This is a genomic window from Methanosaeta sp. UBA458 (assembly GCF_002496085.1).
Classification (GTDB): Archaea; Halobacteriota; Methanosarcinia; order Methanotrichales; family Methanotrichaceae; genus Methanothrix; species Methanothrix soehngenii.
In genome coordinates, this window is the sequence record NZ_DAIK01000110.1 from 7,879 (window position 1) to 30,036 (window position 22,158).

22 protein-coding genes are annotated in these 22,158 nt (G+C 52.5%); 10 read left to right on the top strand and 12 right to left on the bottom strand.

The window, feature by feature from the left end:
- Together BP822_RS07715 and BP822_RS07720 are read right to left on the bottom strand one after the other, a co-directional pair.
- Window positions 1-1,010, bottom strand: a 1,010-nt coding sequence (locus BP822_RS07715) for an NAD(P)H-hydrate epimerase (protein ID WP_286878084.1), incomplete at its 3' end; no start/stop codon positions are given.
- A 103-nt stretch (window positions 1,011-1,113) separates the two neighbouring features.
- Entirely contained in the window at window positions 1,114-1,860 is a 747-nt protein-coding gene (locus tag BP822_RS07720) for a sulfurtransferase (protein WP_273270962.1), read from the bottom strand.
- A gap of 550 nt (window positions 1,861-2,410) precedes the next feature.
- Between BP822_RS07720 and BP822_RS07725 the strand changes: the two genes are divergently transcribed.
- Window positions 2,411-2,665, top strand: coding sequence for a hypothetical protein (locus BP822_RS07725; RefSeq protein WP_013719221.1), 255 nt, complete (start codon window positions 2,411-2,413; stop codon window positions 2,663-2,665).
- 8 nt (window positions 2,666-2,673) lie between these two features.
- Window positions 2,674-3,711, top strand: coding sequence for a glycosyltransferase (locus BP822_RS07730; protein ID WP_013719220.1), 1,038 nt, complete (start codon window positions 2,674-2,676; stop codon window positions 3,709-3,711).
- Between the two features lie 538 nt (window positions 3,712-4,249).
- Here the strand turns inward: BP822_RS07730 and BP822_RS07735 are convergent.
- On the bottom strand, window positions 4,250-4,558 hold the full coding sequence (locus tag BP822_RS07735) for a winged helix-turn-helix domain-containing protein (RefSeq protein ID WP_013719219.1): 309 nt from the start codon (window positions 4,556-4,558) through the stop codon (window positions 4,250-4,252).
- An 872-nt stretch (window positions 4,559-5,430) separates the two neighbouring features.
- On the opposite strand from BP822_RS07735, the gene BP822_RS07740 reads away from it, so the two are divergent.
- Window positions 5,431-5,904 (top strand): hypothetical protein, encoded by a 474-nt coding sequence (locus BP822_RS07740; protein ID WP_013719218.1) that lies wholly within the window; start codon window positions 5,431-5,433, stop codon window positions 5,902-5,904.
- Between the two features lie 61 nt (window positions 5,905-5,965).
- Here BP822_RS07740 and pstA read toward each other — a convergent pair whose 3' ends face one another.
- The 5 genes from pstA to BP822_RS07765 all read right to left on the bottom strand — a co-directional run bounded on the left by pstA (window position 5,966) and on the right by BP822_RS07765 (window position 11,492).
- Window positions 5,966-7,213 (bottom strand): phosphate ABC transporter permease PstA, encoded by a 1,248-nt coding sequence (pstA, locus tag BP822_RS07745; RefSeq protein WP_013719217.1) that lies wholly within the window; start codon window positions 7,211-7,213, stop codon window positions 5,966-5,968.
- A gap of 1 nt (window position 7,214) precedes the next feature.
- A complete protein-coding gene (pstC, locus tag BP822_RS07750) occupies window positions 7,215-8,123 on the bottom strand; it encodes a phosphate ABC transporter permease subunit PstC (RefSeq protein WP_157863707.1) in 909 nt (302 codons plus the stop codon).
- Window positions 8,124-8,223: 100 nt separating this feature from the next.
- Window positions 8,224-9,327, bottom strand: a complete 1,104-nt coding sequence (locus tag BP822_RS07755) for an ORC1-type DNA replication protein (RefSeq protein WP_342766282.1) — start codon at window positions 9,325-9,327, stop codon at window positions 8,224-8,226.
- Window positions 9,328-9,353: 26 nt separating this feature from the next.
- Entirely contained in the window at window positions 9,354-11,258 is a 1,905-nt protein-coding gene (gene gatE, locus BP822_RS07760; protein WP_286878085.1) for a Glu-tRNA(Gln) amidotransferase subunit GatE, read from the bottom strand.
- Window positions 11,259-11,261: 3 nt separating this feature from the next.
- The gene (locus tag BP822_RS07765; RefSeq protein ID WP_013719213.1) at window positions 11,262-11,492 is read right to left on the bottom strand and encodes a histone family protein; all 231 of its coding nucleotides are present in this window, start codon (window positions 11,490-11,492) and stop codon (window positions 11,262-11,264) included.
- A 333-nt stretch (window positions 11,493-11,825) separates the two neighbouring features.
- Here BP822_RS07765 and BP822_RS07770 point away from each other — a divergent pair, with 333 nt between their 5' ends.
- Window positions 11,826-12,161, top strand: a complete 336-nt coding sequence (locus tag BP822_RS07770; protein ID WP_013719212.1) for a hypothetical protein — start codon at window positions 11,826-11,828, stop codon at window positions 12,159-12,161.
- Between the two features lie 67 nt (window positions 12,162-12,228).
- Window positions 12,229-12,477, top strand: a complete 249-nt coding sequence (locus tag BP822_RS07775; RefSeq protein ID WP_013719211.1) for a glutaredoxin family protein — start codon at window positions 12,229-12,231, stop codon at window positions 12,475-12,477.
- Here BP822_RS07775 and BP822_RS07780 read toward each other — a convergent pair.
- Window positions 12,474-13,139 carry a DUF5612 domain-containing protein gene (locus BP822_RS07780; RefSeq protein ID WP_273271372.1) on the bottom strand — a complete coding sequence of 222 codons (666 nt, stop codon included), beginning with the start codon at window positions 13,137-13,139 and terminating at the stop codon, window positions 12,474-12,476. The genes BP822_RS07775 and BP822_RS07780 overlap by 4 nt on opposite strands.
- Window positions 13,140-13,223: 84 nt before the next feature.
- Here BP822_RS07780 and BP822_RS07785 point away from each other — a divergent pair, with 84 nt between their 5' ends.
- From BP822_RS07785 to BP822_RS07795, 3 genes are read left to right on the top strand one after another with little or no spacing between them, the layout of a single operon-like run.
- Window positions 13,224-13,532 carry a transcription factor S gene (locus BP822_RS07785; RefSeq protein WP_013719209.1) on the top strand — a complete coding sequence of 103 codons (309 nt, stop codon included), beginning with the start codon at window positions 13,224-13,226 and terminating at the stop codon, window positions 13,530-13,532.
- A 50-nt stretch (window positions 13,533-13,582) separates the two neighbouring features.
- The gene (pcn, locus tag BP822_RS07790; protein WP_013719208.1) at window positions 13,583-14,317 is read left to right on the top strand and encodes a proliferating cell nuclear antigen (pcna); all 735 of its coding nucleotides are present in this window, start codon (window positions 13,583-13,585) and stop codon (window positions 14,315-14,317) included.
- A complete protein-coding gene (locus BP822_RS07795; protein ID WP_273271371.1) occupies window positions 14,314-15,339 on the top strand; it encodes a DNA primase large subunit PriL in 1,026 nt (341 codons plus the stop codon). The genes pcn and BP822_RS07795 overlap by 4 nt, the downstream gene beginning before the upstream one ends.
- On the opposite strand, the gene BP822_RS07800 is transcribed toward BP822_RS07795, so the two are convergent.
- From BP822_RS07800 to BP822_RS07810, 3 genes are read right to left on the bottom strand one after another with little or no spacing between them, the layout of a single operon-like run.
- Entirely contained in the window at window positions 15,308-17,077 is a 1,770-nt protein-coding gene (locus BP822_RS07800; RefSeq protein ID WP_013719206.1) for a molybdopterin biosynthesis protein, read from the bottom strand. The two genes, BP822_RS07795 and BP822_RS07800, sit on opposite strands and share 32 nt — an antisense overlap.
- A 32-nt stretch (window positions 17,078-17,109) precedes the next feature.
- Window positions 17,110-18,198, bottom strand: coding sequence for a chorismate synthase (gene aroC / locus BP822_RS07805; RefSeq protein WP_013719205.1), 1,089 nt, complete (start codon window positions 18,196-18,198; stop codon window positions 17,110-17,112).
- Window positions 18,188-19,441, bottom strand: coding sequence for a PAS domain S-box protein (locus BP822_RS07810; RefSeq protein ID WP_013719204.1), 1,254 nt, complete (start codon window positions 19,439-19,441; stop codon window positions 18,188-18,190). Before BP822_RS07810 ends, aroC begins: the two co-directional genes overlap by 11 nt.
- Window positions 19,442-19,558: 117 nt before the next feature.
- Between BP822_RS07810 and BP822_RS07815 the strand changes: the two genes are divergently transcribed.
- Window positions 19,559-21,697: a right-handed parallel beta-helix repeat-containing protein gene (locus BP822_RS07815; protein ID WP_273271370.1), complete on the top strand. Its 2,139-nt coding sequence runs from the start codon at window positions 19,559-19,561 to the stop codon at window positions 21,695-21,697.
- On the top strand, window positions 21,697-22,155 hold the full coding sequence (locus tag BP822_RS07820) for an Lrp/AsnC family transcriptional regulator (protein WP_013719202.1): 459 nt from the start codon (window positions 21,697-21,699) through the stop codon (window positions 22,153-22,155). The genes BP822_RS07815 and BP822_RS07820 overlap by 1 nt, the downstream gene beginning before the upstream one ends.
- Window positions 22,156-22,158 lie beyond the last annotated feature (3 nt).

The following is a 22,158-nucleotide window of genomic DNA, read 5'->3' on the forward strand; positions in this document are numbered from 1 at the left end:
CCCTTTAAGGGAAGGCCCGGCAGGAGGGCATCGGCATCGATGACCACCTTCTCAGCCAGAGGAATTATGCTGGCAATGGCATCTCGGGTATCGGGATGCCTTCCCAATCCCATGCCCATGACCACCACATCATGAGCGGCGATCAGATCCTGGAGAGGCTGCAGGTCATTTGCGGAGAGGTGATCCTCTGAAAGCTCTCTCACTATGAGGTTAGGAGAGAAGCAGGAGATGGTCTTTGCCGCCCTTGCCGGCGCAGCCACTGTGACTATATCTGCGCCCGCTCGCAGAGCGGCGAGGGCGGTGAGGGCAGGAGCGCCGGTATAGGGGCCGCCGCCGATGACCAGAATCCTGCCGCTATCCCCTTTATGGCTCTCTGAAGACCTCTTCTTCAACAGCCCCAGATCTCCCGGCCCTACAAAAAGCTCGGCCCCTGGAGGGATGCCGATGTCTGCCACGATAACCCTCTCCCCCAGATCCGGCTTTGGGCGGTGAAATGTGACCACATAATCAGCCCGCACCGCCTTATTGGTCCCAAGGCCGCTGGGAATGTCCACAGATAGCACCTTCTTTCCCGAACGGTTTATAGCATCGATTGCTTCCGCCTCCAGCCCGGACACCCTTCCTCTCACCCCAGTTCCAAAGATGGCATCTACTATCAGGTCGCACTCATCGAGCATAAGGTCCTCTGCATCCTTTATCTCTCGCAAATCCAAGTGCAAGCGCTCCAGGATCTCCCAGTTCCTCCTTGCCTCCTCAGTGGATATATCGCGGGAGCGACCCAAAAGGTAAACGGTAGCATTATAGCCTGATAAATGGCGGGCAGCGACGAAGGCATCGCCGCCATTGTTGCCCCGGCCGGCCACAATTGCGACTCTCTTTCCCGGAGACGATGCGACAACCTCTCTGGCTATGGCAGCACCCGCATTTTCCATCAGCTGGAGAGGAAGCAGACCGAAATACAGGCAGTTGGCGTCCAGGGCCTGCATCTCTTCCCAGGATATAATTCTCATAGATAAGAATTAGTTGGGCTAAGAGCATAAAAGTATTGGCAGAGAAACGAGCAGAGAAATCAAATCGAGGACTAAAAAAGAGGATCAGAGGGAGGTGTATGAATCATTTCGATCGATTCATCTCCTCTAATTGCCTTCTCTCCTCCCTTTCAGCCTTCTGCCAGTCCCTGTAGGTGTACATCTTGGCATCATAGCCGAGCATATCCAGAGAAAACCATATCACAGAGGCTTTGGTCCCTGTAGTGGTAAACACAACCACCGGTTTATTCTTGGTCAGGTTGCTGAATATTCCCTCAAGCTCGCTCTCCGCCCGAATGATCTTTCCATCCAGGGCTTCATCATAGGGAATATTGATGGACCCAGGTATTGTTCCGCGCTCGAATTCCTCCACCGATCTAGCATCCACTATTTGAGCCTTACCGCTCTTTGCATAATCATAATTGGCATACAAATCCTCTCTGAATGCGGGCGAATAGGTGCTCTTAGGCCTGGTTGTAGATGAGTTTTCCACGGGCAATCCCGCCTCCATCCAGGCATCTATCCCACCGTTAAGCACTCTGATATCCTCATGGCCCATGTAGCGAAGCAGCCAGTAGACGTAGGTGGCAGTGGAGGGGCCTCCCCCGCAGGGCTGGCACTCGCCATACACCACCAGAGGATCGGTTCGGGAGATGCCAGCATCACCCAGAATCCTGGCGATATCCGAGATGTTCTTAAGGCAGGCGGTATTGTTGATATCTACGAATTCCCGATATGAGATGTGGACTGCACCCGGTATGAAGGAACCCGGATAATCACTGCCATCCAGTATTATAGCATTCCCAGCGATATTTGAAGGCTTTACAAGCATGTCGATTGAAGGGGCCACCATATCCTCTGAATCCTCAGTTACAGCCGGATTTCCATCCTGATTTGGCTGGCCGGAGGAATTGGCTCTCCCGGCTTCTGAAATGGAATCACTTGATAAGATGCTGGTGATCGTCTCTTTTGCCAGACTATCTAAAAAAGTGCATACATAGCACTCGGCGCTTGCTGATGAGCAGAATAATGCGACTGTCAACAGCATTATTGCAGGTGCTCTCATGCCACCCCAGGCGGCCGGTTTGAGCTCAGACATAGATCATCTTTCCTTCGCTAGGTATCATTTGTGCGGTTGATTGCTGAGTATGATTGCTTCCTGTTAAAAATCCTTTTGTCCAGGACAGGATGCATCCTTAGTTCAGATTATGATAGGAAATAATTCAATATCATCAGATCTTGGCCTTCTGCATCGTTTATACGCCAAAAAGCTCATTGAACACGCAATCAGATCTCTGCTAGACAGAGCCAATCAGAGGATCTTCCATGAGGTTAAAGAATCTGGGCGTTGCGGCGGGATCGATAGGCAAAGGGAATGAAATATGAACATAACAACAGTAGCAATGATCTTAGCAATAGTATTGACCGGAATAGCATTTGGTGAAGATGAATTTACTCAACATTTAGGGAAAAATGTAACTGTAAATGTATGCAATATGACAGTATATCAAGGAAACATGACTGAATGGTGGAACGACTCGATAGTAATTAACGAGTTGTGTGATCCATCGATAGGAAATATTACAATTAAAAAAAGCTGCATAGTGTGGATAAAAAACGGATTTGTATGTGATTAGGCAAGAATATGAAGATCCTAACGATTGTACCAGCACATAATGAGGAACCGACATTAGATTCATGCATAAATGGAATACGAAATCAAACCATCGAGACAGATATCCTAGTAGTGTGCGATAATTGTACGGATAAAACAGAACAATTGGCACAATCGCTAGAAGTAAATACGCTAAAAACTATAAACAATGTACACAAAAAGTCTGGTGCATTAAATCAAGCGTTAGATAAATACTTACTGGATTATGATTTAATTTTAGTACAGGACGCTGACACAATAATTGATCATAGATTGCTGGAAAACGCCGTAAAAGAAATAAATAAAGATAAGAAATTGGGTGCGGTTTGTTCAAAAGCAGGAATAAAAGATATCATGTCATCTAAATGGAGTGAATTGCTCTGGTGGCACCTGCAACGAATAGAATATGCGACATTTGATAGTTCAAGAATCGAAACCGCTGGATCGATAAAAGTAGTACATGGAATGGCCGCGGTTTATCGAACAGCCGCATTACAACAAGTAAAAAATAAGTGGGGCAGAATATATGATGAGAATAACATCACTGAAGACTATGAACTAACAATATGCCTAAAAGAGCTGGGGTGGAAAACAACCGCATGCATGGATATGCGGGCATGGACCGAAGTGCCGGTAACATTAAAAGAATTATGGAAACAACGAGTACGCTGGTTTAGGGGTGGGATTGATGTACTAAGGACTCACGGAATAAATAAAATAACAATAACTGAATATCTCCAACATATATTATTTATTATATTGACTGTGTTGAATGTACTAATAATATACTATCTTTCAGTTGTACTAATATCCGGTGGCCAACTAGGTATCCATCCGTTGTTCTATCTAGTAGTGGCAATTGTAACACTAGATGGATTATATAGATTACGCTATGCAGAAAATGTAAAAACAATAGAAATTGTTATACGATTAGCCATATTACCTTTTAGTATATATATGATGTTATACCAAGCACAACAACTATGGGCATATTGGTTATCAATAACAAATGCAAAAAATGAATGGTGAAAAAATGTATTCAATATCAAACGGAGTCATTAGTGCATCTTGTCTTTGTACATGCGCTTGCGCGGTAGAACCAAGCGGCATGTTTTCAAATGTAGGCATACATACAGTACCTATATTTATAGGAGGATTCATGGTAATTGATACCAGCGTTAAATTACTGAGACTGTGGTACAAAGAAAATCACAGATAGAAATAACCAATTTTTCCTGAAGACCGGTGTTCTCCCAGCGCCTGCACCCCCCATTCCTACAAGTCCGGAGCTCTGAGTCCATGCCCAAAATCTCCATCCAGGCGACGCTTAAGCTGGTTAGATCATTCCTCTGGTTCTTTTTATATAGTCAGTCAATGGGCAAGGTCAGGTCGATTCTACATCTTTTTTGATGCGAAAAGACCATTAGTGCCAGAGCATTAACTGAAACGCCAAGCAGAGATGATATAGAGACCACCATAACAATGAGAACGAGCCGCTTTCTCTGCTGTTCTACGCGCTCTATTAGATCATATACCGCATCTGCCGAGGTATTATCTTCCATTATTCTCACTCGCTCGCCCATTCATTTAGTACAAAGAGCTCATCATTGATGGTCTTGAACCATTCATATCTCGATTTGCCCAGGGGAGTGAGCTCAAATACTATTACCTCTCTTGCCCCCCATGCGAGCCTCTTTTCCTCAATATACCCGGCATCTTTCAGCATATTGATATACTTCTCAGCCGAAGTCGTCTTCAGATTGGCGCACTGAATTATATGGGTCTTCAGCGCCCGGCCTTTTGACTGGCCCTTTGAAATGCACTCAAGGAGCTTGAGGACGATCTTGATTGCAGGCCTGTATTTCGCAACAACCATTAAGTATCCCCATCACAGCTCTTAAAAGGCTTCCATACCTTTAGTACATCACTACTATATCAGAATGTAGCTGCTCTGGTATATCAATCTTTATTGCTCAATATTGATTGAATCTAATTTTTTAACTGTTTAGCTTCTCAAATTCATCTTTATGATGGAAGAAGCCATTAACATTGGATTAACCTGCATTGCAGGGAAGATTGCCGCTATAATGAGGCCCAGACATCTGAGTAATGGGCCCAATTTGCCCGGTTGGACCACCAGAATTATAATTATTGTGATGGTTTTTATTAACCTGCTCGACCTTCAACATCCAAAATTTTTATATAATATTAATATCATCATTAGATATTGATCCTTTAAGACATAAATACCTAGAGAGATTGCATAGAAAAAAAAAGAATGTGGCAAAAACATAAAAAGAGGAAGCAGTCAAAAAAAGGTTGCTATTTCATTAGCATAATTGCCATTAGAATCGCGAATACGTATATTCGTAGACAATTGAGATCCAAGCCATGATTGGATCCGCAGCTCCATTATGATAAATCCTAGCAGTAATCCTGGCATGAATGGTTTTCCCTGGTCTTCCCAGGATGATCAAGCCGCTGAATGGGATGGACCCACGTTTCATTCTTGCTATACACCAGACCTATATGATCTATATACCTGATATAGACCTATATAGTATAATGGGACAAGGAATATATTGGGTGGATTCAATCGCTGATTGGTGCCTAAGGATTTGACAGATAACTCAGGATGCAGTGTCTGCACCAATTCTCTTGCAGGCAAGATTGCCGAATCGCTGTTATGCATAAATTCCGATCGATTCTCATCTAATCCGATTTTCATCTTCTATGGGAGGTTAATGAATGATTAATGCAATTGGTTATTGTGACATACGTTATGTTGATAGCCTCTCTGGCCTTCTCAAGTATTACGAAGCACTAATGCAGCGGGGTGGTCTGGTAGCAAGAGCTGGTGAGGTGAGATCTCTTAAGCTCGGCCTGATTCTGGATTTATTGAAGGCGGTGGGAATTCCAGAGGGCCACAAGTCCGGCCTGATCTCTGCCGTTCTGAGGGGCTGGGATATGAACTGCAGGAACAGGAGCATCGTGCAAGTGGAAGAGGAGCTGCAGGCAATTTCGATCAGCATCAATGCCCTTCAGAATGAGCTGGCAGCAGCAAAGAGCCAGTGGGGGCCCAAGGCCAGGCTGAGGCTGGATACAGCAGTGCTGGTCGCCCTTCCTCTTATGCCAACCGACCTGAAAAGCGATGAGGTGGGGACGATCCAGGACCTTCTTCGTCGAACAATGAACTGCCTTAAGGCAAAAATGGATGGATGATCGCTCTTTTTCCATAAACTATTATCTTGCAGATCAATTTGTTTTTTGTCTCATGAGCCATTTACCAGGAGATCTTCTTGCGGTAGTAATTTCTCACCACAATGGCCAGAAGGTTGGTGCTCAAAACCAGCGATATCAGCACCAGAGCGGTACCCCAGGCCCTAGCCTCCACATCCCAGGCCCCCAGGAAATAGATCAGGTTCAGGAGATGGTAGTTCAAGTTGTTCACCGGCTGAAATAGATCGGGGATCACCCCATAGATCATCTGCACTGGAGAGGCAGTGAAGGTAACCGCCGTCCACATGATGGGCGCAGTCTCGCCCGATGCCTTGGCCACTCCCATGATCACCCCGGTGAGAATGCCGGGCATGGCAGAGGGCAAAACCACCTTTCTTATGGTCTGCCACTTCGTAGCTCCTAAAGCCATACTCCCCTCTCGCAGAGAGTTGGGAACGCTCTTTAATGCCTCCTGGCTGGTCAGAATTATGGTGGGGATGTTTATAAGGCCCAGGATGATCGATCCGGAGATCAATGATACTCCGAACAGGCTCACCAGAAATGCCAGTCCGAAGAGGCCATAGACCACGGAGGGAACTCCATTCAAGCAACTCACCGCAATGGTGATCAGCCGGTTGAGCCTCTCGCTCTTGGAGTACTCATGCAGGTAGATGGCCGCTCCAATTCCAAGAGGAGAAGAGATGAGCATAGCCCCCAGAACCATCCATAAGGATCCCAGTATGGCAGTGCTGATACCCCCCGCCTGCCCCAACCTCCTGTGGGGTGAAGTCAGAAACTCCCAGTTTATGACCCATATGCCTTTGTAGATGATGATGAACAGGATTCCGCCCAGCAGGATAATGGAGAGCATCGCCGACATCCTGATTCCCAGAAACACCAGCGCCTCTCTTCCCCTGGCGGTATAGCCATAAACTATATTGAGGGCATCCTTGATGCATAGCAGGCTGGCGACCAGGACCAGCAGAGGAAGCAGGAATGAATACTCGAAGGATGCCCCGACACCAAGCGGTCTTTTAATGATAAAATCCGGATTAAGAGCGCCTGAATAGGACAGGTAGAAAACCGACCCGCAAAAAAGAATATCCAGTATGAACAAAAGCGCTGTTCTTACGCTGGCGCCTTTCATTGTCAGATATGAGCCCAGAATTAAGAGAGGACAGAGGATGAGACTGGCCTCCCAAATCGGTTTTATCCGATCGAGTTCCGGCTGGAGGATGAGGCAGATTAGGGAAGAGACGAATAAGAATGCTGATATGACCACTGAGGCTGCTAGTGCAGGCTTCAGCTTCAACTCAATATCCTCCGAACTTCTTTCTGATCCGCGCCCTGGCAAAATCCGCAATCAAGCTCAGTATGGAGACCACAAGCAATAGAATGAGACCCACGGCAAAGAGGGCGTGATAGTGGGTCGATCCCCTGGCAACTTCACCCATCTCTCCGGCAATGACGGAGGTGAATGTCGCCCCCTGGTCGAAGATATCATAGTAGGGAGAGGCTATCCTGGCCACGTTGCCCACCACCAGCAGCACTGCCATGGTCTCGCCTATTATGCTTCCTATATTGAGGAGCACGGCAGCGGTGATTCCGGATGATGCCGCGGGTATGGTGACATTTCTTATTGTCTGCCACCGGTTCGCCCCCAGGGCGAGGGATCCCTCTTTGAACTCCCCCGGCACCGCCCTTAGAGCGTCCTCGCAGATGGTGGTGAGGTAAGGGATGAACATCACTCCCAAAAGTATTGATCCGGCCAGAATTGACCTTCCGGTGAGCATATCAAAGCTATCCTGCAGGTAGGATACGAGGATGATCACTCCTAAAAAACCATAGACAATGGATGGAACCCCTGCCAGGAGCTCTATAGCCGGCTTGAGGATCGCCTTGCTCCTGGGGCCAGCCAGCTCGGCGAGGTAGATGGCCAGAGGAAATCCGATGGCGATGTTGATGAAAAGGGCCAGAATGGTGATGGTGAGGGATGCGGTGATAAGGGGCAGAAAGCCGTAGATATCACCAGAAGGATGCCATTTCATACCCGCTAAAAGAGAGATGATGCCAAGCTCCGAAAATGCGGGAATGCTCTCGTGAATGAGAAAATAGAATATTAAAAGCATGACCAGAATCGATGTGATGGCGGACACAAATAAAAGCGTCTCTACGAAAAGCTCGCTATACCTGCGGGGCATCATCATTCGTGGCCGATTCATTGAAGGTCAATTGAATCCACCGGTTAAAGTCCTTATGCATTGTATCTATATAGATGCATTACCCAGGGCGGATCATATGGGTCGAACTTTTTTCAAAAATTCATTGATTCAATCGGCTGAGGATCTCCTCAGGCTCATAGCGCACCCTAATTATGCGGCTTCGCCCTCGCTCACCCTGTCCGGTAAAATCGGCATTGATTAGCCGGATCGCATCCAGCTTATTCAGGATTTCATGAAATCGGGTGTATCCTGCACCCGTCTTCTCATGGAAGAGGCGGAATAGCTCTCCTGCGCGCCAGCTCTCCTGGAGGGTCGCCATGCGCAAGACCTCCTTCTCATCCGCCTTCAGAGATTTCAAGGCATAGGTGAGGTGGACCAGACTGGAACGCTCCAGCGAGCTGGCCACGTCTTCAGGGGATATGCTCTTGGAGGCGCGTTTTTCCGCATTCAGGCCCGCCCTCTTCAGAAGGTCGATCCCCACCCTCAGATCCCCGGACTTCTCCGTATGATCGACAACAGTCTCCAGTATATCATCGGCAATCACCCCCGGATAGAAGCCCATCTGCGACCGCCGGCTGAGAATGTCCCTGATCTCATTGCGGCTATAAAGAGGAAATATCACCTCTTCCGCTTGAAATACCGAGACCACTCTGGGATCGAGAACATAGTTTAAAGCCAGCTCGCTCATGATGCCTATCACTCCCATCCTGGCCCCGGGACAGGTCTCGTGCGCCCGGAGAAGGGAGTATAGGACATGATCCACCTCCTTTTCTGGGAAGAGGTAGTTGATGTCGTCCAGGGCCACTATCAGCACCTTATCCTCATCTGCCGAATGCTGGGCCACCTTCTCGAAGACCCGCTTGAAGGAGATGCCGCTGGACGGAGGGGCGTGCTCGAAGATCTTCTTGTAAAGCTGGTAGAAGACCGCATATCTGGTGGAGTCCATCTGACAGTTGACATGCACCGGGACGATCCGAGAGGAATGGGCCTCGATCTCCTCGAAGAGCTTGAAGATGGCCGTTGTCTTTCCCGTTCCCGGCGGGCCGAGACAGAGGGCATTTACCGGCCGCCCCCCCTGCAGAGCTGGCCGGATGCAAAACTTGAGGCTGTCCAGCTGCCTTTCTCTATGGAGGAACTGATCGGGCAGGTGATCTAGCTCGAAGATGTCCCTGTCCTTGAAGAGGGTCTCCTCCCAGAGGAGCATATCCGGTTTTTTAGGTCTTTCTGGATTCACTCGCTCAGTATATTATTTATTTCCTTCTTCAATATGGCGCTCACCAGGGCGCCATCGGCCTTGCCTCTCAGCTCCTTCATCACCAGGCCCATGAGCGGGGCGGCTGCCCTCTCCCCTTTTGAACGCACTAGATCCATTTTATCCGCTACAATGGCCTGGACGATCTTGGCCACCTCCACCTCGTCCACCCCTGCCAGCCCGGAAGCAGCGGCTGCATCAGCTGCCGATCTGTCCGGACGCTCGGCAAGGGCGCGAAATAGTTCGGCCAGCCCTTCCTTGGCGATCCGTCCCTCCGCCACCAGCCCCAGGGCGTCCTTGAAATGATTATCTGAGAGCGCTGATATGTCCACCCCATCTCTGGCCAGCTCGATTGGAATCGTCTCCAGGGCCCGGACTGCAATGGATGGTGAGAGCTGGATATGGGATACGATCTCCTCAAAGAGCTGATAGTTGGGAGAGGCGGCCATCACCCTGGCCAGCTCGGAGTTCAAGCCATAATCGCGACCAAAGCGCTCTGATCGGGCCCTGAAGAGCTCGGGAAGCTCAAGGCCTTCCAGCGTCTGCTCGTTGATCGCCACGGAGGGCACATCCGTCTCCGGATACATCCGGGCCGAGCCTGGCAGGGGCCGCATATACTCCGAGCAGCCATCGGGAAGAGCGCGGCGCGTCTCCTCAGGCACCAATTCCATGGCTTCCCTCGCCCGGACCAGGACCGCATCCATGGCCTTTCTGGCCCGGTCCTCGGGTCCTGTGACCATGATCACTGCGTATTCCTTCCCTGCTTGGAGTTGAACTCTTACCGACTCGACCTCTGCAGCGGTCACGCCATAAGCGGGCAGCTCATCGCTATGGAAGATCCCCCCCACCCCCGCTCTCTTGGCCCGATCGGACATCTCTGAGCCAAGCCTTCTGCCTGGCTGGACCTCCCTTCCCACCAATCCGGCAAATCCCGCCAGCCTGCAGGCCAAGACCACGCCGCCTTTCTTGATGGATCTGGCTAAAACCTTGGAATCGGTCCGGGAGAAGAGCGATGTGACATCAAATACGGTATCATCGACTGCTGCCCCCCGCCTTATAAGCTCCTCTTTGATCTGCAGCAGCCCATGCTGGCGGAGTGCCTCCAATTCCACAATCTTGTCCACCAGGTTCAGGGCCTGTACCCCTTTGATCTCCACCCGGGCCCCGCCTTTTATGGAGACATTCACATCCTGGCGAATGGTGCCCAATCCCCTTTTCACCCGGCCAGTGGAGCGCAGAATCATGCCCAGGTACGAGGCCACCTCCCGGGCATGAGCAGGAGAGATGATATCAGGCGCCGTCCCAATCTCCACCAAAGGAATGCCCAAGCGATCGAGGGAGTAGACCAGGCTGTCTCCCCGGTCCTCGATGATCCTCGCAGCCTCCTCCTCCAGGCAGAGTATGTCTATGCCCACCGGTCCCTGGTTGGTCTGAATGCTCCCCTTAGAGCCGATGTAGGCCGTGCGTTGGAATCCAGAGGTGTTGGAGCCGTCTATCACCATCTTCCTCATGGTGCAGACCTCATCCACGATCTGCATGCTCAATAGACGGGCGATGACTAATGATATCTCCAGGGCCTCGGGATTGATCTGGGACGGCGGCTCCTCGTCCGCTTCCACCAGGCAGGTGGTGTCATAGCACTTGTAATGGAACTTGCGCGAGACCAGTACTTCCTCCAAGGCAGCGCGATCGATCTCCCCAAGCTCGCTTCTCGATGGGCGGAGATAGCGGAAGAACTCAAAATTGGAGTCCTCTACCTCTCGATGAGCGGTGGGGCAGCCGCAAAAGAGCTTGCAGGCGGTATCCAGCTGCTGATGAATCTCGATTCCACATATGAGGCCCAATTGGCGGTAGTCCAAACCGGGGGGGTTATCAGTTGCCATCGATCACCTTTCTAAAACCGCAGGAGGTTTAACTCTTTTGACTGCTTCTCTTATGTCCTCCGCTTTGACAGTCTTCCTCTTGGCGTGGTTCGCCCAGCCCGCGGCCTCTCGAGCCACCTCCAGGCCATAGCTCTCCAGAACCTCTGCCAGCGCATCTCTTGCGCCCTCGCTCACTCTTTTAGCCCCTGCTTCGCGAATCAGTCTGCTTACCGGGGCAACAGGAAGTATTGGCATATCTCAAACACCCCATAAATCCGGATAATGAATCCAGAAGAGCCTTAAATTGAACTCCTCTGGACTTAAAAGCCAGAATACCGTCTTTAGTGGCCTTTAATTCCATATATAATTTTTGTTTTGCCAATAGCTTCTATTTATTTGGACGACCAGTTGCATTTGCTTGATTTTTAATTTTTTATTAAAGAACGGCCCGTTTGATCCCATCTTTGCGGATATTATGGATATCATACAGCCGTTTTGGATATAACGCCAGAATAATGCAATTGCCTTTGAAATTGGACGGGAAATGTTATTTAGCTTGCCGCGATACAAGGTTGAGAGGAGAGGACGATGATTCAGTGCATATGTAAAGCTATTATTTATGAGGATTTCGAGGATGTGTATGGCCCCTGCGGCTGCGGTATGACCCTGGCCACATTGCCAGTCCTTCTTCCCCGGGACTGGGTGGTGCTGGAACGGCCCCACCAAGCAGAATGCGATGACTTCTGCAAGGGCCTGGATTACCGCAGGATTTCGGGAATGAGCTGCAGCAATATCTTTGAGCATGAGATGGAAGGCGTCGAGTACATGGCCAACTTCTCCTGCTGCCGGGAGTGCGCAGAGAAGGCTGTGGCCCAGGGATATGCGGTCTGGTCCAAGAAATCCTATCCTATGGCACTGCGCTGAAGCCTTTTGTTTTGAAACCACAAATCTAATATTTTACAACATGAAAAACAATGGCCGAGGTTTACAATTGGTCTATAGAGTCTATTCCACCAAATCCTGCCCCAAATGCGAGCAGCTCAAAGCAGCTCTTGTCAAGGCTGGCATCGCTTTTGAGAACATCGATATGGGCACTCCCGAGGCCCTCACCGAGCTGCGCATAAATGGCGTTTTCACCCTCTCCGCTCCAGTGCTCCAGGAGGAAGATAATTTCTATACCTTAGAGGACCTTTTCTCTGGCGATAACCTTCGCGATCTGGCGGGCATCCTCAAGGGCTAGAACTCCCTTCCTCTCACCCGGGCGATATCGAAGACGGCGGTGCTGGCCACATGCATAACGGCAAATGTGCCTGCCTGAATGGGGTCTGTGACCACCATATCCGCCTGACCGGGAACTGAGCCCGCCATCTTCAGGGCGATGACCGGTATTCCCTCCTCCTGAAGCCGGGCCACCTCCTGAGTGATGCGCCCTCCCATGAGAGCTCCTGCTAGGACCAGAATGCTGGCCCTGGGCAGACGGCTCACTGCGCTTACGGCATCGGCTATGGCCACTTCACCAACCAGGGGGATGGTATCCACGCTGATCCTCTCCCCCCGCAGATTGTGCCGATCGGCCTCATTGACCGCTCCTACTGCCACCTGGGCTACCTGGGCCCCGCCCCCTATTATTATCACCCTGGATCCGTAGATCTTCTCGAATGGATCATGGACTGAGACCTCGGTGATGGAGTCAAACCCATCCAGCTCCTCGATCATTCTATTGACATCCTGGGGGGAGCAATCGATCTCCATGTAGACCGATGCTTTGTCGCTGTTGATTCCTCTCTCCACCACAAACTGCTGGGTGTAGACTATATTGCCACCCATCTTTGCCACCACGCCGGCAATATCGCGCAGCATTCCCGGGCGGTCCAGGCAGATCACGTTTATCGCTATGCTCATTTCTCGCCTCTATGCTTTTTTTGCTCTTCACGCCAATAGCGCACCTGGCAAACTTTAATATGACGAGTGTCCACCCTAATCTCAATGGAATTTTGTCCCCAATGCAAGAGCATGATGATGCCCAAAGATGGAATGATGGTCTGTCGTAAGTGTGGCCATAAGCTGCCCAAAGCCAACAGCGAGTCCCTGGTCAGCAAGACTGAGCAGCTCTCCCGCATAGTTCCAGTGCTGGAACAGGAATCTGCTGGCCTTCCCACCACCACCGCCCGCTGCCCGGAATGCGGCAATAATGTCGCATACTGGTGGCTGCGCCAGTTGCGCAGTGCAGATGAGAGCGAGGTTAGGTTCTTCCGATGCACTAAATGCAGCAACACCTGGCGAGAGTACGACTAGGCATCAACTATATTAAATATTAAATTGTCATTCCCCAGGAGGCTCAAGGAATGTTCAAGGCAGTAATCAATGCAGAAACTCTGCGCGATGCAATCGACTCAGTCTCTTCTCTCGTGGATGAGGTTAAGTTCTCCATATCCGAAAATGGTCTGGAGCTGAAGGCAGTAGATCCTGCGAACGTAGCCATGGTGTCTCTCAAGATAGGCAGCGACGCCTTCGAGTACTTCAAGGCCGATCAAGGAGAGATCGGCGTGGACCTGGTTCGCTTAAGCGATGTCTTGAGCATGGCTGACAGGGGTGAGAATGTGCAGCTGGAGCTGGACGAGGAGAGCCACAAGCTGAAGATCGGCGTGGGCTCACTTTCCTACACCCTAAGCCTTATCGATCCCACGGCCATAAGGAAGGAACCACGCATCCCCGATCTGGACCTGCCGGCTCATGTGACACTTCCCGGCGGGGAGTTGAGAAGAGCAGTAAAAGCAGCGGAAAAGGTGAGCGACCACGTGATCCTGGGCGTCTCTGATGAGGGCTTTTATATGGAAGCCAAGGGGGATATCGACTCCCTCAAGCTCAAGATCCCCAGCACTGAGCTCTTAGGCATGAAGCCAGGCGAGGCCAGGAGCCTCTTCTCTTTAGACTATCTGCAGGATATGTCAAAGTCCATCAGCAAAGCAGGAGAGGTCACGCTGGAGATGGGCATAGACTACCCCCTGCGGGTAACCTTCAAGCTAGGCCAGTCCGTGGACATCAACTATCTCCTCGCTCCCCGAATTGAGCAGGAATGAAGATCTCGGACTATCCTTTTACTCAGGAGGCGGCAGAAGCAGTCCGCAGCCGAAATATCTCCTTGGATAGCCTTCTGGACAAATCCCTTTTCCAGTCGGTGCGATCCAGAGCGGCAGAACGCCTGCGAGGAGCGGTCGGCGGTGAAGCCATTCCCGATGGGCGGGCGAGCAGCGAGTCTGAGCAGCTCTTTGAACTTCTCAGCTATCCACTGGCCAGGGTCATGGTCTCCTGTCTGAACGATCCCATTCTTCTGCGCCGTTACGCTCTGGCAGAGGCGAAGCTGGCCTTCCGGAGGATGCAGCATGAAAAGGAAGGGCTGGTCGTCCTGTCCAACGACCTGGGGATCAATCCTCAAGGGCAGGGGCCCTGGAAGATCCATTTTTCTGAGTACATCCGGGCAGCACACCGCATGCACAGCCCCAAATGGAAGCTCACCAACCGCGATCTGTCTGAGGGATATCTCACGGTCACCGATGTCGAGCTCAGGCGGTTGTTGGAGGAGGCGATCAGAGAGAAGGTCCTCAAGGGTCTGCCAGTATCTGTGGACGAGAGGATCTGCCAGGGCCTGGAGGAGTATCTTGCCCCGGTCAAGAGAGACCTAGAGGCCCTGGCTGCTAAGCAGAAGATCGATTTGGGAGAGGTCAAAGAGGGCGCTTTTCCCCCCTGCATCAAAAAGATGCTCTCTGAGGTCTCAAAAGGCATCAACCTAGCTCATAGCGCCCGGTTTGCTCTGGTCAGCTTCCTCTTGCAGATCAATATGACCCCAGATGAGGTGATCGCCCTTTTTGCCACCAGCCCGGACTTCGACCAGGATCGCACCCGCTACCAGGTTGAGCATATCGCCGGAGCGACAGGAACCCGGTACAAGCCGCCTGCATGTGCTACCATGGCCACATATGGCAACTGCCCTGGGGAGGACGATCTCTGCCGGAGGATTCGCCATCCTCTCAGCTACTATGAGAGAAGGTCAATCATGCTCAAACCAGGAGCTATATCGTCTGCAAAGGAAGGGCAGACATAAGCGATTTTATCCGGGGATTTCCCAGGCCCTTGGGCCCTGCCAAGAGGTACAATTCGTCCTCTACTACCGGCTTGAATCCCAGTCCGGCCTGGCTTGCTGCCTCCTTTTCCCCAAATCCAAGGTCCGCCCGGCCGGAGGCAACGATGGCCGCCATGGCAGTGTGGGTCTTGGCCAGGCGCACGTAAACGGGAGCGCCGATGCCCATTTCCGTCAGGGCCTGCTCGAATGCCTCTTTCATAGCGGAATCCCTCGGCCAGCCCACTATCCTCTGACTGGCCGGGTCGACCGGAGCTGAAGGGTCCCGGTAGATCAGCCCCAGCTCTCTTTTGCCGCTCCAGACGACCTTCGCCTCGCCCTTGGGAGCCTCTTCCAATGGGCTTGAAACCGCTGCCAGGTCTGCAATGCCATCCTCCAAATAGATCCGTCCCCGGTACGAACCGGTGTTCAAGAGCATCAGCCTCCAGGGCAGATCCTCTGCCAGCCGCTCGAGGAATAGGGAGTTCTCTCCTGCTACCACCAGACAGGGACCCTGGGCTGGCGAGAAGAGTCGGACCTGGACCGGTGATCCTCCCTCTAAGAACTCCACACCTGCCGGAATCTCTATCACTCCGTCAGCCAGGGCCAGGGTGGTAATCGAGCCGCTGCCCTTGTCCACCGGATAGACCAGATCCCCCGATACGCCCACTGCCAGCATCTGCTGCCTTCCTTCCGTGCGCAGAGGGCCGGCCAGCCTTCCGGCGGTTTTGTTCTCAGAATGCCCACGGCCCAGGACAGAGCGTATGGCGGGGGCGGCCAGCTCGGCAAAGACGGTCAGAGCGCTAGTGGGATAGCCTGGCAGTCCGATACATGGCTTGCCCCGGATTATCCCGAAGATGGTGGGCTTTCCCGGCTTGAAGTTTACCCCGTGAAATATCAGTTCTCCGACCTCCTCTATAACCTGATAGATCATATCCCCTGCCCCGGCTGAGGTGCTGCCGCTCACCAGGATCATATCGCACTCTTCTGCCATCCTCAGCAGGGTTCTCGCCATCTGTTCCTTATCGTCCGGCAGAATGCCATAGCTCCTGGGACGGGCGCCGCAGTCCTCCACTCCCGCAGCTATGGTGTAGCTATTGATATCATAGATCTGGCCGAGCAAGAGCTCCCGGCCGGGGGGAATTAGCTCCGCTCCGGTGGAGGCCAGGCCCACATCCAGGCTTCGTACCCGGACGCTCTCCCTTCCCAGAGCGGCCAGAACGCCTATCTCGCGGGCTGCAATCGGCGTTCCGGGAAAGAGGACTGCCTCCCCAAAGGATATGTCGCTTCCAGCCGCCTGAACGTTCTCCCCCCCAAAGGCCGGCCTGCGGATGTAAACGATGCCCTTCTGGGCCAGGGAGTACTCGATCATGACCACCGCATCTGCACCTTTGGGCATCATGGAACCGGTGGAGACCTCCGCAGCCTCGCCCCGCGAGATCTCAATCTCAGGCCTTCTGCCCATGGGCACCGATCCCGCCAGGCGGAGAGATACAGGCCGGTCCTCTCTCGCTACGATAGTGTCCTGAGAGATGACCGCATAACCGTCCATAGAGGCGCGGCCAAAGCCGGGAACATCCTGGCTTGATATCACCTTCTCCGCCAGGATACAGCCAAGAGACGAGCCCAGGGCAACGGCCTTTTCCCGGGCTGGCGGCAGGTGGTCTGAGATGATCGATTTGGCTTCCTGTAATGAGATGAGGCTGCGAAACTCCTTGGGCATGCCGCCCCAATAAGCCCCGAAAAGATATAAAATCAGAGCCTTGACATTCTCTGACGCAGAAGGTGGTCTGCCAGGACTATTGCGACCATGGCCTCGGCTACCGGTACCATCCTGGGGGGTATGGCCGGATCGTGCCTCCCTTTGATCTCTATCTCCGCATCCATTCCGGCAGCTAGGTCCACGGTATGCTGCTTTTTGGCGATGGACGGGGTGGGCTTGACTGCAATCCGGCAGACTATATCCATTCCCGTGGATATTCCGCCTAAAATGCCACCGGCATTGTTGCCCTCAAAGCCGATCTTCCCTCCCTCCATTCGGAGAGGATCGTTCATCTCGCTTCCCCGCATACCGGCGCAGCCAATACCCGCCCCTATCTCCACCGCCTTTACCGCCCCCAGGCTCATGAGCGCTTTGGCCAGGTCAGCATCCAGCTTGTCGAAGACCGGATCTCCCAGGCCCGGCGGCACCCCCCGGGCGATGATCGTTACCATGCCCCCCAGGCTATCACCCTCCTGCCGGACAAGATCCAATTGCTCCATCATCCTCATTGCAGCATTAGGATCCGGGCAGCGTATGGGGTTGGCCTCCACCCGGGCGCGAAGCTCAGCCAAATCTACCGAATCGGTCCTGGACTTGATCCCTCCAAGCTCGGTCACAAAGGCTGCGACCTCCACCCCAAAATGCTGCAGCAGCTTCTTGGCCACCGCTCCCGCAGCCACCCGGCCAGCCGTCTCTCGAGCGGACGACCTGCCCCCGCCCCGATGGTCGCGCAGGCCATACTTCATCTGATAAGCATAATCGGCATGACCTGGCCGGGGCCTGTTGCGCAAGAGGTCGTAGCTGGCCGAGTCTGCATCCCGGTTCCAGATCAGCATGGATATGGGGGTGCCGGTGGTCTTTCCCTCGAAGATGCCGGAGAGGATCTCCACCCGATCCGCCTCCGTTCTCTGGGTGGATGCCCGGCTCTGGCCCGGACGCCTGCGGTCCAGCTCCTTTTGAATATCATATTCCGTTAATGCCAGTTCTGCTGGGCAGCCGTCTAAAACAACGCCCACCGCTCTGCCATGAGACTCGCCCCAGGTGGTGATGCGAAATAGGGTTCCAAAGGAGCTACCAGGCATATTTCATAACCTCGATCTCGTTTTCGGAGAGAATGGTGGGGGGCTTCTCAGATCGATCCAAAATATATCCGATGCGCAACGATGCTCTTTCCAGAAAATGCAGGCATTCAAGCTCCTCGCAGGCCAGGACCAGCGCCCCCTTCTTCTGCGCTCCGGAGATTATCGGCGCTGATATCCAAGATCCCCTCGATCCATCTTTAACCTCGTGAACCAGAGGCTTGCCGAGAAGGTCGCAGCCTGCCTGGATATCATTGACGAACTCGATCAAGACCTCCACCGATCCATGCAGAGCCCTCAGCACCAGGCCCCTATTCTCCTGGAGGAATATGCCCCCGACATCCGCCCCGCCTGCCCCAGAGACGATAAAGGCCAGGGAATCGGCTAGCACCTTGTCCAGATCTTCCTTGGAGGAAAAACAGATCTCAGATATCCGATCCATTGCTTCCAGTTCCCGGTTGGCCCTGAGGATCTCGATCTCCCTCTCCTTTCTATCCGTTATATCCAGGAGATTTCCCAGGACCGCCCTCTGCCCCTCGTGCTCTATGGGCATCGTCCGGAACTCTATCCAGCGACATGTTCCGTCCTTGCGCAGAACCCTTGATTCATAAATCGGCACGCCGGACTGCCGGTCTTTTTCCAGCCGGATCGCGCACTGAATGTCATCAGGCGTGATCAGCTGCCAGAAGGGCATCCCCAGGAGGCTATCCGCAGAGCAACCGAAGATCTCTCCCAGCCTCGGATTGACCAGCTTGAAGACCCCCTCCTGGAGGATATAAATGCCAGCCAGGGCATTCTCCACAACATTTCTGTGAATTCTCTCCGACCTTTCGATGCACTCCCTCATCTGCCTCTCATTTGCCTTGAACCGTGCCTCTTGTATGAGGTTTTCAAAGACATAGGGGAGGCTCTTGAAGCTCTCCAGGCTCTTGACCACATATTTAGTCGCCCGATTCTCGAAGGCAACCACTGCCATCTCCGTTGTGCCGTGGCCGGAGACCATGACCACGGGGATATCTGGGTCCAGCCTTCTGATCCTCACTAAAACATCCAGGCCTCCAATCCCCGGCAGAACCAAGTCCACAGAGATCAGATCGTATCTATCCTGGGATATCATCTCCAGGCCATTCTCTCCTGTGGCGGCAAAATTCAAGAAGAACTCATCATGCCTTCGGAAGCCCATTTTGATCAGCTCTGCATGCTCTGGATCGTCCTCAATGATGAGAATGCGATAAGGCCCTGCCATTAGAAACCATCCTTGTCAAGAAGAAGGATGCTTTATCAGTATTTTATATCTTTCTGCTAAAGTCTCTGCTGGTTCACTGCATTAGGTTTAATAGGCAACAGGGCATAAACAAGAACGATGAGACCAGTTGCCGCCTTCATTCTTATTTCGATTCTCCTGGCAAGCTCAGTCCAGGCGCGCGTCTTGATCGTCGATCCTGGCGACAGTAGCGATGCTAAGACCATTTCTGCTGCCGTATTTAAAGCCAGTCCAGGAGATACAATTCAAATTCAGCCCGGCAGATACCCTGGCGCAATCATCGATCGAAGCCTCAAGATCTATGGACAAGAGGGCGTCTCCATAGAGGGGCCGCTCAGCATCAATGCACCGGGATGCGAGATATACGACCTCAAGATCAACACCAGCCGAAGTGATGCCTCTTTAAGCCTGCTTTCAGGTGACTGTCAGGTCATCCGCTGCACCATATCAGGGGAAAAAGCGGCAGTAAGCTCAGAGGGTAGCAACAATACAATTGCTAATTGCAGCATCAGCTCCCCCGCGGGAATAGAGATCTTCGCCCCGGACAACCGGGTCCTTGGCTGCCACATCCAGGGCAGTGGGATTGGGGTAAGGATAAACCAGACCTCTGGCTGCTGGGTTGAAGATTGCACAATCGCCGCTTTGCAGGGAGTGCTAATCGAGGACTCGGATAGGAATGGGGTGGTTAACAACACCATTCTCACAGACGGACTGGGCCTGGTCCTCACCCGGTCGGATGGAAATGTGGCATCGGGAAATAACCTCAGCGGGGCTTTTGTGAGCGGCATAGATATGCTCAATTCCCGGTTTAACGATATCGCGGCGAATAAGATCGAAGGGGGCAAGGTGGGCATCAGCTTGAGAGTGACGGAACACTGCAATGTGACCTCCAATTGGTGCCTGGGAAATGAGAGGGCAGGGATCTACGGCAACGAGGCAAGCGGATTGATGCTGGCAGAGAATGACCTTATTGAAAACGGCAACGGGATACTCCTCTCTGCCTCAGCCGACAACATCATCCGGTCCAATCTCGCCTCTCATAACGTCTACGGTATTTCATTGCGCGGATCAGCGAAAAACCTCCTCCAGGATAACCTCATGGAATTGAATCGCTACAACCTGCGCATTGACGACGGCGATGGAGCAGATTTGTCTCTTCAAGACTATTATGATCAGGACATAGACAGGAGCAATATGATCGATGGCAGGCCTATCTATTATCTGGTGGGAAAATCGGGGATGAATGTGCCGGAAGACTGTGCCTTTTTGGGATTGATATCATGCCGGGAGATATCTGCTAGGAATCTGACCATATCCAATAGCAGCGTAGGCATGCTGCTGGTGAACTCCTCTGGCTGCCGCATTCAAAACAGCAGCATCGATCTATCCGAGGAGGGCATTCTCCTCCGGGCCAGCAATGACTGCATCATCTCCGACTGTCGGGTCCGGGAGTGCAATGTCGGCTTCGACAGCCGGGACTCTAGAGGAATTCAGTTTGTGGCTGACCATGCCCAAGACTGCGCTGCCGAGGGCTTCAGGGTGGACGGCTCGCTTAACCTGCTTCTGCTCAAGTGCAACTCCACCGCATCTAATAGCGGCATATCCCTTCACAGCTCCCGACTATGCAGAGTGCAAGACTGCAGCGCAGTTCGAAATGCAAAGGAAGGGCTCCTTCTGAGCCTCTCCCATCGGTGCTCTCTGGTGGGCAACCAGGCCGCCTCAAACGACCGAGGCATCGCCCTCACCGGCAGCAACGCCTGCGCTCTTGAGTCCAATTTCGCCATCTCTAATCAGAAAGACGGCATATCAATAGAGCAGCTATCCGATGCAGAGGTTAAAGGCAATAATGCCACCAATAATGGCCAAGGCATCTTTGTCCAGTCGTCCAAGAGATCGAAGATCAGCGGAAACGTCCTCTGTAACAATAGCCGCTACGGCCTGCGCATGAGCACCAGCACTAGCTGCAACATCACCGGAAATGAGATCTGCTCAAATCAGATAGCTGGCATCAATCTGGTCGACTGCACTGACAACTTCCTCTATCATAACATAATCAGAGATAACATCATCCAGAATGCCGCGGACAATGGCAATAACCACTGGGACGCTGGGGCTGAAGCGGGAGGCAACTACTGGAGCGATCATGAGGTGGTGGGCGATCCGGGAAGCGTGCCCCGCACCATTCCCGCCCAGGGCCAGGATCGTTATCCATTCCAGCATCCAGGAGGCTGGGGTTGATGGACGAGTTGGACCTAGAGCTTCTCAAGGTCGCTCAGGATGGATTGGATCTGACGGAGAGGCCGTACCGGGTTTGGGGTGAGGTCTTGGGGATGGGGGAGGATGAGATCATATCCCGTCTCCGCGCTATGGAGGGGGAGGGCATCATCCGCCGTTTTGCTGCCACCATAGGGCACAGAGCCCTGGGAATTCTGGCCAACGCCCTTATCGCCTGGAGGGTGCCGCCAGAGAAGGTGGATGAGGCAGGAGCGATCTTTGCTGCAGCTGAGGAGGTCACTCACTGCTATGAACGGGCAACCGCCCAGGACTGGCCTTATAACATTTACACCATGGTCCATTCTCGCAGCAGAGAAGAATGCCTCCAGATTGCAGAACGGCTCTCTTCGCGGTCCGGCATAAGCGACTATATCGTCCTTTTCAGCGAGAAGGAGTACAAGAAGATAAGCGCCAGGATATGATGC